Below are 12,185 nucleotides of genomic sequence, written 5' to 3' on the forward strand. Positions count from 1 at the left end.
ACCCGCGACTGCGGATGCGCCCCATTTTCGTAACTCCGGTTCGTAACTCCGTTACGGCTACTCGGACTTGATCGCGTCGAGCATGTTCAGACGGGCCGCGCGGCGGGCCGGCCACAGGGCCGCCAGGATGCCGACGACCGCGGCGAGCGCGAGGAAGATCCCCATCCGGCCCCAGGGCAGGATCAGTTCGTACGTCGACATGGAGTTGCCGATGAGCTGACCCGCCGCCCAGCCGAAGAACACGCCGAGACCGATGCCGAGCACGCCGCCGAACAGGGAGATCACCAGGGACTCCAGGCGGACCATCCGCTTGATGCCCTTGCGGTCGATGCCGATGGCGCGGAGCATGCCGATCTCCTGCTGGCGCTCGAAGACCGACATCGCCAGGGTGTTGATGACGCCGAGCACGGCGACGATGACCGCCATGGCGAGCAGGCCGTAGAGCATGTTCAGCATCAGCGTGAAGACCTGGGCGATCTCGTTGGAGACGTCCTGCTTGTCCTGGATCTTGATCGCCGGGTTCTCGCCGAGCGCCTTCGTGAGCTTGTCCTGCGTGGCGTCGGAGGCGCCGCCGGACGTCTTCACCATGACCTGCATGTCACCGGTGTCCGCGGCGAGGTGCGGGGCGAGCGTCGGGCTGTCGATCATGATGCCGCGCATCATCTCGTTGGCCTCGTAGACGCCCGCGACGGTCAGCTTCTGCCGCTTGCCGTCCTCGTAGTGCGTGGTGAAGGTCGAGCCGGTGGTCCAGTCGTGGTCCTTCGCGGTCTTGTCGTCGACGACGACCTGGCTGCCGCCGACCGTGAACGTGCCGCTGTCCAGCGGGAGTTCGGCGAGCTTCGTGATCGTCTTGCCGTTGACGCCGGTCAGGTACTCGGTGCCGCCGTCGATGCGCGCGGGCGAGTTGGTCAGGCCGCTGACGGCCGTGACACCGGGCGTCTTGTCGAGGGTCTGTACGACGTCGGGGGAGAGCTGGTTCCCGTTCGCCATGGAGACGGTGTAGTCCGCCTTCAGGGAGTCCGCCGCCATCTTGTTGATCGCCGACTGCACGCTGCCCGCGATCACCGTGAGGCCGGTGATCAGGGTCAGGCCGATCATCAGCGCCGACGCGGTGGCGGCGGTGCGGCGCGGGTTGCGCACCGAGTTGAGGCGGGCCAGCTTGCCGGAGATGCCGAAGGCGCGCAGGACCGGGGCCGCGAGCGCGATCAGCGGGCGGGAGAGCAGCGGCGTGAGGATGAAGACGCCGATGACCAGGAGCGCGGCGCCGAGCCCCATCGGGGCCTGGCCGCTGTCGCCGCTGAGGGTCGTCGCGTAAAGGACGGCGGCGACACCGGCGGCGGAGACCAGGGCGCCCAGCGTGTTGCGCAGCACCAGGCCCTTGGCGGTGGGCGCGGCGTGCACCGAGTTCATCGCGGCGACCGGCGGGATCTTCGCGGCGCGGCGGCCCGGGAGCCAGGCGGCCAGCATCGTGATCAGGATGCCGACGACCAGGGCGGCGACGACAGTGTCGGGGGAGACGACGAGCGGCCCGTCCGGGATGATCGCGCCCGTCGTGCCCATGAGCTCCCGCATGCCCGCGGCGATGCCGATGCCGACGCCGAGACCGGTCACGGCGGCGACCGCGCCCACGACGAAGGCCTCCAGGAGCACGGAGCGGGTGACCTGACGGCGGGAGGCGCCGACGGCCCGCATCAGCGCGAGTTCCTTGGTGCGCTGGGCGACCAGCATCGTGAAGGTGTTGGCGATGATGAAGATGCCGACGAAGAGCGAGATGCCCGCGAAGACGAGCAGCATCGTCTTCATGGAGCTCATCTGGTGGGAGATGGACTCCGCCTGGTCGTCGGCGAGCTGCTGCGCGGTGGTGGTCTCGGTCTGGCCGCTGGGCAGCGCCTTGTCCAGCGCCGACTTCAGCTGACCCTGGCTCGTCCCGGCCGCGGCCGTCACATCGATCTCGTCGTACGCGCCCGGCTTGTGGAAGAGCTGCTGCGCGGTCGGGGTGTCGAAGAGGGCGAGCGAGCCGCCCGCGGCGACGTTGCCGTCGTCGGTGGTGAAGATGCCGGTGAGCGTCGGTGTCAGGACCGGTCCGTCGACGGACATCCGCACCTGGTCGCCGACCTTGTAGCCGGCGCGCTCGGCGGTCTTCGCGTCGAGGGCGACCTGGCCGGAGCCGTGCGGGGCGGTGCCCTTCTTCAGGGGGTACCGGGCGTCGTCCTTGCCCCAGTAGTTGCCGCCCTTGGTGGAGAACCCGTCACCGACGAGCTTGCCGCTCTGGTCGGCGACGGCGGCGTAACCGCTGAGGACGCCGTACGCGGAGCCGGCGCCCTGGGTGTCCCGCGCCGCCTTGAGGGTGGAGTCGGTGAGCTTGGCCTCCTTGCCGACGGTGTTGCCCTTGTCCTCGCCGTACTGGGCCGTGACGGCCACGTCGACGTGGCTGAAGCCCTTGGCCGAGGACTTCTCCATGGCGCCGGAGATGGTGTTGGTGAAGACGAGGGTGCCGCTGACGAAGGCGACGCCGAGCATGACGGCGAGCACGGTCATCAACAGCCGGGCCTTGTGCGCGAGCACGTTGCGCAGGGCGGTTCGGAACATGGGTCTACTCAGTCCTGGGTCGGTGGCTTCAGCGGGCCGCTCGGGTCGTACGGCCGGTCAGGTCGTCCGGCCCTTGGCGTCGAAGCGCTTCATGCGGTCCAGAACCGAGTCCGCCGTCGGGTCCCGGAGCTCGTCGACGATGCGGCCGTCGGCCAGGAAGATCACCCGGTCCGCGTACGCGGCCGCGACGGGGTCGTGCGTGACCATGACCACGGTCTGCCCCAGCTCCCGCACGGAGTTGCGCAGGAAGCCGAGCACCTCCGCCCCGGACCGCGAGTCCAGGTTTCCGGTGGGCTCGTCGCCGAAGATGATGTCCGGCTTGGAGGCGAGCGCGCGGGCCACCGCCACGCGCTGCTGCTGACCGCCGGAGAGCTGCGCGGGCCGGTGCCCGAGGCGCCCGGAGAGCCCCACCATGTGGATCACGTTCTCCAGCCACTGCTTGTCGGCCTTGCGGCCCGCGATGTCCATGGGAAGCGTGATGTTCTCCAGGGCGGTCAGCGTCGGCAGCAGGTTGAACGCCTGGAAGATGAACCCGATCTTGTCGCGCCGCAGCTTGGTCAGCTGCTTGTCCTTCAGCGAGCCGAGCTCCGTCTCTCCGATCCGGACGGACCCGGAGGAGAACGTGTCGAGGCCCGCGACGCAGTGCATCAGCGTCGACTTGCCGGAACCGGACGGGCCCATGATCGCGGTGAACTCGGCCTGCCGGAACTCGACGGAGACCTGGTCGAGCGCGACCACCTTGGTCTCGCCCTGTCCGTAGATCTTCGACAGATCCGTGGCGCGGGCGGCGGCCGTGGTGGTGGGGCGGCCCGCGAGCGGGGTGGTGGTCACGGGAGGGTGCTCCTGTCGGTCTGTGTGCTGCTTACGGGGACGCTTTCCATCCTCCCGGCGGATCGGGCGGGGGAGGTCAGTCGCAGCTCTCGTTCCGGAGGGCGACTTCGGAGGGATCAGGGGAGCCCGAGTCATACCTGGGGATGACCCCGGCCCCTGAGACGCGTCGGGCCCGGGCGGGCCGGACCGGGACGGTGAAATTCCGTCAATCCCCGGGGACCCGTCCCCGAAGGCCGCAGGGCTCCCGGCAGGTGCTGACGGGCCCCTGCGTGTGCTGATGCACCCTCAGGCGCCAATAAAATAAGACAACGTGGGGCTGTGCTTCCGCTGATCGGGGGACGCCGCCGGATAGGCTCGGAACGTCGACGCGGAGCCCCACAGCCTGCCCGGATGGTGGAATGCAGACACGGCGAGCTTAAACCTCGCTGCCCTTAGCGGGCGTACCGGTTCAAGTCCGGTTCCGGGCACCTCCGAACTTCCTCGCCGCTGCCTCTCGCGGCTCCTCAACCCCCGTCAGTTTTGAGGGTATTGGCGTCGGCGCGCGGCCGTCCGCCGCCGCCCGGTGGGACGCTGCTGCCGAGGCTTCACGGGGGCACGGGGGAGTGGCTCATGATGAATCGGCCTGTGATCCGGTACGGCGTCGTGGGCGCGGTCGCGGCGGCCGCCCTCGCGATGGGTGCTTGCGCGGGCGGCGGTGGCTCGGACGGGGTGCCGGGCGACGGCGGCGCAGGGACGACCGGTGCGCCCGCGACGCAGGCCTCGTCGCAGGGCGGGGGCGCGCCGGAGGGCGGCGGCTCGGGCGGCGGCGATCCGGGGGTCCCCTCGGTGAAGGGGCCGCCCAAGGACACGGGTGGGTCCCCGGGCCCCGGGAACGGACTCACTCCGACCCAGGAGCCTTCGACAACGGGGTCCCCATGCGTCAGCAACCCGAGCGCGGGTCCGGACACCGGCGCGAACCCGTCCGGCCACTGCCCACCGGGTCCTGGGACCACGACCCCTGACCCCGTCCCGGACACGTCCGCGACCCGGTCGGTGCCGGCCCCGCAGACCGACTCGGCCGCTTCCGGTGGCAACTGACGACGACGGGGCGCCGGTCCCCGCACCGCCGCGCCCCGCGCCCGCGCCCTCGCGCGGCATCCGCCTCGACCTCGTCAACTCTGCGGTGGGAGCGGGGTCGTTCGCGGCCGGGCTCATGCTCTATGCGGGCTACATCTACACCAGCGCCTACTACGGCTACTTCCGGCTGGACCCCTTCGCCATCGGCTTCAGCACCTTCGAACTGGTCATGCGCAGCCTGCGACTTGCGGCCCTGCCGGTCCTCGAAGTGCTCACCCTCGTCCTCCTCGCACCCGCGCTGCCGCGGCTGCTGACGGTCTTTCGAGTCCCGACCGAGCGCATCGAGCGGGTGCGCGGCGCGGGTGCCGCGGTGGCCCGTGCGCACCTCGTGCCGGTCGCCGTGGGGGCCGTGCTCCTGCTGTTGTGGCGGTGGATCCAGCCGTACGGGTGGGTGGCGCCGCTGCTCGTCGCGGGGGGCCTGCTGCTCGGGCTCGCGTCCGCGGCGGGGCACCGTCCCGTCCTGGAGCGGACGGTGTCGCTGCTCGTGGCGGGCCTCTTCCTGATCTGGGTCGTCGCCCTCGCGGCGGGGCAGTTGGGGCGGCACGACGCCGAGGACGCGGCGGCGCAGATCGTGCGCCGCCCCTCCGTCGTGGTCCTGAGCACCGACCGGCTGTCCATCGCGCCGCCCGGCCCCGGCGCCACGGACCTGGGCAAGGGGGCCCACTACCGGTACCGCTACGAGGGCCTGCGGCTGCTGGTCGAGCGCAACCAGCGGTACTACCTGCTGCCGTTGGGCTGGACCCGCGAGACCGGCCCCGTCTACGTCGTCGAGGACGACAGCGGGGTCCGTATCGAGATCAGGCCGGGCGTCCGAACCCATTGACACCCGCCCCGCGCGGGGCGAGGATCCGCTCAGAACTTGATGAACGAAAGTTCACCAGGCGAACACGACGCTACAAAGGCACCACAGGCGAACAACCGCAATGACGCGAGAGGGATCCCGTATGCGCACCACCGTCGGCATCATCGGAGCGGGCCCGGCCGGGCTGCTCCTGGCCAGGCTCCTGCACAACGCCGGCATCGAATCGGTCGTCCTGGAGAGCCGCGATCGCGCCTACGTGGAGCAGCGTCAGCGCGCCGGGATCCTGGAACAGGGCACCGTCGACGTGCTGCGCGAGGCCGGTGTCGGCGCGCGCATGGACCGCGAGGGCCTGCCGCACGACGGCATCGAGCTGCGCTTCGACCGGCGCCGCCACCGCGTCGACTTCCCTGCCCTGACCGGCGGCAAGCAGGTCATGGTGTACGCGCAGACCGAGGTCTGCAAGGACCTCATCGCAGCCCAACTGGCCGACGGAGGCCCCCTGTTGTTCGAGGCGGAGGCGCTGGCGGTGGAGGGCGCCGACAGCGACAGCCCCCGTGTCCGCTTCCGCCACGAGGGCCGCGAGCAGACCCTCGACTGCGACTACGTAGTGGGCTGCGACGGCTTCTGGGGTGTGGCCCGCAAGGCGGTCCCCGAGGAGCTCTCGCGGACGTACGAGCGCACCTACCCGTACGCCTGGCTCGGCATCCTCGCCGATGTGGCGCCCTCCCACGACGAGCTGATCTACAACCGCTCCGACCGCGGCTTCGCCCTCATGTCCATGCGCTCACCGCACGTCACGCGCGCGTACCTCCAGGTTCCGGCCGACACCGACGCCGAGTCCTGGTCCGACGACGAGATCTGGGCCGAACTCGACCGCCGCCTGGAGGTCGACGACCCGATCTGGCGCCTCGCCCGCGGCCCCATCACGTCGAAGTCCGTCACCCCCATGCGGTCGTACGTCCACGAGCCGATGCGGCACGGCCGCCTCTTCCTCGCCGGGGACGCGGCGCACATCGTCCCGCCGACCGGTGCCAAGGGCCTCAACCTCGCCGTCGGCGACGTCATCACCTTCGCCCGCGCCCTCACCACGTACCTGGAGAAGGGTGACGCGGAAGCGCTCGACACGTACTCCGAGACCTGCCTGCGCCGCGTCTGGCAGGCCGAGCGGTTCTCGTACGCGATGACGACCATGCTGCACCGCGCCCCCGACGCCACCGCCTTCGACGACAAGATCCAGCTGGCCCAGCTGGACCGGGTGACCGCGTCGAGGGCGGCCGAGACGGATCTTGCCGAGGCGTACACCGGTTTCCCCGTCTGACGAGGGCCGGAAGGCGGAACACAGAGGGTGCACGGGACGTTGCTCGTAACAGGATGGGAAAGATCCTCCCTGAGCACTAGGGTCGGATCTTTGCCAGACCATTACTCTTGATGGCAAGGCCATACAGGGTGGCCATGGAGGAGTGAAATGAGGAGCAGCAACCCGGTCTTCTCGCGACGGGGGTTCAGCCGCGACAACGGCTACGCGCAGTTCAACGCGCAGCAGCCGCAGGCCGGGGGCCCCGCTGTCGGCACGGCGCAGGGGAACCCCTACGCCCAGGCCCCCGCCGGCAACCCGTACGCGCAGAACCCCTACGCACAGCAGGACGTCCAGTACGGGGCTCCGCAGGCGCCCGCCACCACCGGCCGCATGACGATCGACGACGTCATCACGCGGACGGCCACGACGCTCGGCCTGCTGATCGTCACCGCGGCGCTCTCCTGGGCGCTGCTGCCGATCGACGAGGCCAACCTCGGAAAGTCGTACGGCATCGCGATCGGCGCGGGCCTCGTCGCGATGGTCCTGGGCTTCGTCCAGGCCTTCAAGCGCAAGGCGTCCCCGCCGCTGATCCTGGCGTACGCCGCCCTTGAGGGGGTCTTCCTCGGCGTGCTCTCGAGCATCGTCGACAACTACATCGCGGACGGCGCGGCCATGCAGGCCGTGCTCGGCACGATGGCCGTCTTCACGGCGGTCCTCGTCGCGTACAAGGCGGGCTGGATCCGCGTCAACCGTCGCTTCTACGGCTTCGTGATGGCGGCGGCCCTCGGCTTCGTGCTGCTGATGGGCGTCAACCTGCTGTTCGCCGTCTTCGGCGGCGGTGACGGCCTCGGCTTCCGCAGCGGTGGCCTCGGCATCCTGTTCGGCATCATCGGCATCCTGCTCGGTGCCTGCTTCCTGGCCCTCGACTTCAAGCAGGTCGAGGACGGCATCGCGTACGGCGCCCCGAAGGAAGAGGCGTGGCTGGCCGCGTTCGGCCTCACCATGACGCTGGTCTGGATCTACATGGAGTTCCTGCGGCTCATCGCGATCCTGCAGGGCAACGACTAGGCGTAACGCCTGACGGTCGAAAGTCAGGGGCCCGCACACCTTCGGTGTGCGGGCCCCTTGCTGTGAGGTGAGGTTGTGAAGGGGAGCGGGGCGCTACCGGAATCGCCGTGCGGCGCGCCTCAGGTCGTACTCGTGGATGATCGCTTTCGCGTGGCCGTACGCGAGATCGTGCTCGCCACGCAGCCAACTGACCTTCTCTTCGAAACGAAGGAAGCAGGGGCCTTCTTCAACGGTGCGCATCCAGTCGCGGAGTTCGCGACCGGTGCAGTGGGGGATGCGAGCCAGCAGATTGCGGTGGGTCTCCTCGGAGAAGACTTGGGACATCGGCGCCTCCGGAACGCTTCGATGTGGCCGGTCCTTCACGCCACCGTGCCTGAGCGCCGGGGCCTTGTAAACAGCTACAGTCGCCGCGTGCTTGATACGACGCCTTTGACCGCCGCAGTGGATCAGTTCGCCGACCGGCTCCGGGCCGCGCCGCAGAGCAGATTGCAGCGAGGTGCTGCCGCGGAGGCGCTGGCGCTGGCCAGGGAGCTTTCGGAGCGGGCCCAGAAGTTGGACGAGCCCGACGTGCCCGTGCGGGAGATGCCCGATGCGGGGATGTTCGCCGCGGCGGACCAAGTGACGGTCGCGGGGCGGGACTTGGCGGTTTCCCTCCGGGAAGCGGGGGAGGTCGCCGAGGCGGTGGAATTGGTCGAGGCGGCGATGAAGCGGGCCGGTATCTGACCCGTTACGGCCGCGGGGCTCCGCCCCGGACCCCGCGCCTCAATCGCCGGCGGGGCTGGATATGGGGGGCTGATCAGGCGGGGCTGAATTGGCTCAGGCCGAAGCTATGACGCGGTCGGCCAGGATGTAGACGTTGGAGCGGGCGCACTCGAAGGTCAAGGCGTACGCGCCGGAGACGCCGGAGCCGCCGAGGAGGACCGGGGTCTCGCCCTCGCGCAGGGCGGACGCCAACTGCTCCGCCGTCTCGCGGTGCCCGGGCGTCATGCAGAGCGTCGTACCGTCGGCGAACACGTACACGTCGAGCGTGCCGAGCGGGCCGGGCCGGACGTCGGCGAGGGCGGTACGCGTCTGCGCCAGCTCCTCGAGGCACTGCACCGTGCGCTCGTGGTCGCCCACGACCGGCGACTGGACCGGCACGAAGTCGGGGTGCGAGGGGTGCCGCCGACGCGCGGCGGCCAGCTCGGGCGACTCCTCGACGACCTCGTCGAGCGCCGCCGTGCCGGCGAACTCGTCCTCCGGCTCGAGCGAGGGCTCCCCGAAGGGCTCCAGGCCCACGAGGTCCGCCTGACGCGGCAGGAACATGTCGTCGCCGAGCGCGCCGCCGGCCAGGAACGGCGGCAGCTCCGAGCTGTCCCGCGCCTCCTGTGCGGCCCAGAACGCCCGGGCCTCCGCCAGCTCCCGCTCCCGCTCCTCGGCGAGGGCGTCGGCGACGGCGTTGCGTATCGCCTCGGCGTCCGGCGTGGTGCGGGCGGCGGGGACGCCGGGAAGCGCCTGGACGGCGCGATCCCTGCTCAGCTCGTCGCGCAGCTCCGAGACCTGTCGGCGCAGACCCCTGACGTGCTGCAGGGTGGCGACACCGACGGCCGTGGCAGCGGCCGTGGCGAGCACGAGGACACTTATGGCGGCAGGCATGGCGCTCACTGACGTACTCCCGGTTTCAAGTCGACCCCCGACTTCCTACATCAGCTTGAAGCCTGGACGAACCAGCTGTCAGTGCATTACGTCACGAAACGGACAGGTCTTTTGGCGGGTGTTTAGCACCGGTATGGGGTGGGAACGGGGTTGACCTGCGAAAATGAATCTCCCCCGAGATGCACGTCACATCCTGGGGGAGATTGGATCACGAACGGGTAGACCGCCCCGGTCGGGACCGGGTCAGCTCAGGCGCTCGATGACCATCGCCATGCCCTGTCCACCACCCACACACATGGTCTCCAGACCGAACTGCTTGTCGTGGAACTGGAGCGAGTTGATCAGAGTGCCGGTGATCCGGGCGCCGGTCATGCCGAAGGGGTGGCCGACGGCGATGGCGCCACCGTTCACGTTCAGCTTGTCCTCGTCGATGCCGAGCTCGCGGGCGGACGGGATGACCTGCGCGGCGAACGCCTCGTTGATCTCGGCCAGGTCGATGTCGTCGATGGTCAGGTTGGCCCGCTTCAGGGCCTGCTTGCTGGCCTCGACCGGGCCGAGGCCCATGATCTCGGGGGACAGGCCCGAGACGCCGGTGGAGACGACGCGGGCGAGCGGGGTCAGGCCCAGCTCGCGCGCCTTGGTGTCGGACATGATCACGAGGGCGGCGGCGCCGTCGTTCAGCGGGCAGCAGTTGGCGGCCGTGACCAGGCCGTCGGGGCGGAAGACGGGCTTGAGGCCCGAGACGCCTTCGAGGGTGACGCCGGCGCGCGGGCCGTCGTCCTTGCTCACGACGGTCCCGTCGGGGGTCGTCACCGGGGTGATCTCGCGCTCCCAGAAGCCGTTCTTGATGGCTTCCTCGGCGCGGTTCTGCGAGCGCACGCCGAAGGCGTCCATCTCGGCGCGGGTGATGCCCTTCACGCGGGCCAGGTTCTCGGCGGTCTGGCCCATCGCGATGTACGCGTCCGGGACCAGGCCGTCCTCGCGCGGGTCGTGCCAGGTGGTGTTCTCCTGCGTGGCGACCTCGGCGGTGCGGGCCTCGGCCTCGGCGAAGAACGGGTTGTGGGTGTCCGGGAGGGAGTCCGAGTTCCCCTTCGCGAAGCGGGACACCATCTCGACGCCGGCCGAGATGAAGACGTCGCCCTCGCCGGCCTTGATGGCGTGCAGCGCCATGCGGGTCGTCTGGAGCGAGCTGGAGCAGTACCGGGTGACGGTGCAGCCCGGGAGGTGGTCCATGCCCATCTGCACGGAGACGATGCGGCCGAGGTTGTTGCCCTGCTCGCCGCCGGGGAGGCCGCAGCCGAGCATCAGGTCGTCGATCTCGCGGGGGTCGAGCTCGGGGACCTTGGCGAGGGCGGCCTGGATGATCGTGGCGGTCAGGTCGTCCGGGCGGAGGTCCTTGAGCGACCCCTTGAAGGCGCGGCCGATGGGGGAACGGGCGGCTGAGACGATCACTGCTTCGGGCATCACGCGGCTCCAAGAGTTCGATACGGCTGACCGTGAGGGAAGTTACCCGTACGTACCGGCTGGGTCACCGGGTGAGGTGTGTGACCCGCACCGCATTTTACTAAGCGCTTGCTCAGGGCTCCGCGGGTCTCCAGGATTTTGTTCGCGGTCACCCGGCGCGCGCCCTCGGGGCTCCGCCCCGGACCCCGCGCCTCAAACGCCGGCGGGGCTGGGTAAATCAAGCCCCTGCGGCGATTGAGCAGCGGGGTATGGGGCAGAGCCCCAATCTTTCGCCCCGTCCGGCGCACGGGCTCGGGGCTCCGCCCCGGCTCCTCAAGCGCCGGAGGGGCTTGAGTGAGCCGGGACCGGGTCCTCGCCGGCTACCCGCCTCCTGCGGCGCCGCTTCAGCAATGCCCATGGTCCCCGGGGACCGGTCGGCATGGCCGCCGCGACCTCCGTACCGCCCTCCTGGGCGGCCTGCGCCGCCGCGCGGGCCACCGGGAGGAAGCCCTCGGAGCGGGAGGCGTCCGGACGCTCCTCCTCCGGCCACAGGCCCAGCGCGGCGCAGAGCGTGGGCAGCACCGCCATCGCCGCGGTCGCGTAGCCCTCCATGGAGGGGTGGTAGTTGTCCGGGCCGAACATTTCCCGCGGGTTCGCCGAGAACTCGGGTCCCAGCAGGTCGCCCAGCGACACCGTGCGGCCCCCCTGCTCCACCGTGCCGATCGTCTGCGCCGCCGCGAGCTGCCGCGAGGCACGGCGGGCCAGCCAGCGCAGCGGCTGCTGGACCGGTTCCACCGACCCGAGGTCGGGGCACGTGCCGACCACCACTTCGGCGCCGGCCGTCCGCAGACGGCGTACGGCCGCGGAGAGGTGGCGTACGGACTTCGTCGCCGGGATGCGGTGCGTGACGTCGTTCGCGCCGATCATGATCACGCAGACGTCGGGCTGCCAGTCGGGGTCGGCGAGCCCGAGCGGCACCTGACGGTCCAGGTCGTCGGAGCGCGCGCCCGGCAGCGCCACATTGCGCAGCTCCACCGTCCGCTCCGCCACCGCCGCGAGCCCGGACGCGAGCAGCGCGCCCGGCGTCTGCCCCGCCCGGTGCACGCCCTGCCCCGCGGCCGTCGAATCCCCCAGCATGAGGAAGCGCAACGGTTCGCCGTCGCGAGGGCCGTACATCCGCCGCCCGTACACACCGTCCGCGGCCGGCACGTGCACCGGCTCGGGACCGTGGTTGCCGACCTGACGGCGCGCGATCTGTACCTCGGCGAGCACCACGCCGACCGTGGCCGCGCCCAGCAGCCCGATCCCGCCGCCGCCGTACGCGGCGCCCGCTGCGATCCGCCGTGCCACCCTCGCCCTGCTCGACATGTTCCGCGGCCACCTGCCTCTGCGACTCTTTTACGG

At 70.6% G+C, this 12,185-nt stretch carries 11 protein-coding genes and 1 tRNA gene; 6 read left to right on the plus strand and 6 right to left on the minus strand.

Going from position 1 to position 12,185, the window contains the following annotated elements; all coding sequences use genetic code 11:
- Positions 1-57: 57 nt before the first annotated feature.
- Both ACYSUO_RS24300 and ACYSUO_RS24305 read right to left on the minus strand, forming a co-directional pair.
- The gene (locus ACYSUO_RS24300; protein ID WP_461778354.1) at positions 58-2,589 is read right to left on the minus strand and encodes an ABC transporter permease; all 2,532 of its coding nucleotides are present in this window, start codon (positions 2,587-2,589) and stop codon (positions 58-60) included.
- Between the two features lie 57 nt (positions 2,590-2,646).
- A complete protein-coding gene (locus ACYSUO_RS24305; RefSeq protein WP_461778355.1) occupies positions 2,647-3,420 on the minus strand; it encodes an ABC transporter ATP-binding protein in 774 nt (257 codons plus the stop codon).
- A gap of 384 nt (positions 3,421-3,804) precedes the next feature.
- Here ACYSUO_RS24305 and ACYSUO_RS24310 point away from each other — a divergent pair.
- The 5 genes from ACYSUO_RS24310 (at position 3,805) to ACYSUO_RS24330 (ending at position 7,703) form a co-directional block, all read left to right on the plus strand.
- Positions 3,805-3,887: transfer RNA gene (locus ACYSUO_RS24310), tRNA-Leu, on the plus strand.
- 142 nt (positions 3,888-4,029) lie between these two features.
- Positions 4,030-4,497: a hypothetical protein gene (locus tag ACYSUO_RS24315; protein WP_461778356.1), complete on the plus strand. Its 468-nt coding sequence runs from the start codon at positions 4,030-4,032 to the stop codon at positions 4,495-4,497.
- The gene (locus ACYSUO_RS24320) at positions 4,487-5,359 is read left to right on the plus strand and encodes a hypothetical protein (RefSeq protein ID WP_461778357.1); all 873 of its coding nucleotides are present in this window, start codon (positions 4,487-4,489) and stop codon (positions 5,357-5,359) included. Before ACYSUO_RS24315 ends, ACYSUO_RS24320 begins: the two co-directional genes overlap by 11 nt.
- A 121-nt stretch (positions 5,360-5,480) precedes the next feature.
- Entirely contained in the window at positions 5,481-6,656 is a 1,176-nt protein-coding gene (locus ACYSUO_RS24325; protein WP_461778358.1) for a 4-hydroxybenzoate 3-monooxygenase, read from the plus strand.
- A 147-nt stretch (positions 6,657-6,803) separates the two neighbouring features.
- Positions 6,804-7,703 carry a Bax inhibitor-1/YccA family protein gene (locus tag ACYSUO_RS24330; RefSeq protein ID WP_461778359.1) on the plus strand — a complete coding sequence of 300 codons (900 nt, stop codon included), beginning with the start codon at positions 6,804-6,806 and terminating at the stop codon, positions 7,701-7,703.
- A 93-nt stretch (positions 7,704-7,796) separates the two neighbouring features.
- Here ACYSUO_RS24330 and ACYSUO_RS24335 read toward each other — a convergent pair whose 3' ends face one another.
- On the minus strand, positions 7,797-8,027 hold the full coding sequence (locus ACYSUO_RS24335) for a DUF4287 domain-containing protein (RefSeq protein WP_266711007.1): 231 nt from the start codon (positions 8,025-8,027) through the stop codon (positions 7,797-7,799).
- An 87-nt stretch (positions 8,028-8,114) separates the two neighbouring features.
- Between ACYSUO_RS24335 and ACYSUO_RS24340 the strand changes: the two genes are divergently transcribed.
- A complete protein-coding gene (locus tag ACYSUO_RS24340; protein WP_461778360.1) occupies positions 8,115-8,426 on the plus strand; it encodes a hypothetical protein in 312 nt (103 codons plus the stop codon).
- A 93-nt stretch (positions 8,427-8,519) separates the two neighbouring features.
- Here the strand turns inward: ACYSUO_RS24340 and ACYSUO_RS24345 are convergent, their stop codons facing one another.
- The 3 genes from ACYSUO_RS24345 to ACYSUO_RS24355 form a co-directional block, all read right to left on the minus strand.
- Positions 8,520-9,338: a hypothetical protein gene (locus tag ACYSUO_RS24345; RefSeq protein ID WP_461778430.1), complete on the minus strand. Its 819-nt coding sequence runs from the start codon at positions 9,336-9,338 to the stop codon at positions 8,520-8,522.
- A 243-nt stretch (positions 9,339-9,581) separates the two neighbouring features.
- The gene (locus ACYSUO_RS24350) at positions 9,582-10,802 is read right to left on the minus strand and encodes an acetyl-CoA C-acetyltransferase (RefSeq protein ID WP_461778361.1); all 1,221 of its coding nucleotides are present in this window, start codon (positions 10,800-10,802) and stop codon (positions 9,582-9,584) included.
- Between the two features lie 312 nt (positions 10,803-11,114).
- On the minus strand, positions 11,115-12,149 hold the full coding sequence (locus ACYSUO_RS24355; protein WP_461778362.1) for an SGNH/GDSL hydrolase family protein: 1,035 nt from the start codon (positions 12,147-12,149) through the stop codon (positions 11,115-11,117).
- Positions 12,150-12,185 lie beyond the last annotated feature (36 nt).

This window comes from Streptomyces sp. UC4497, from assembly GCF_054871485.1.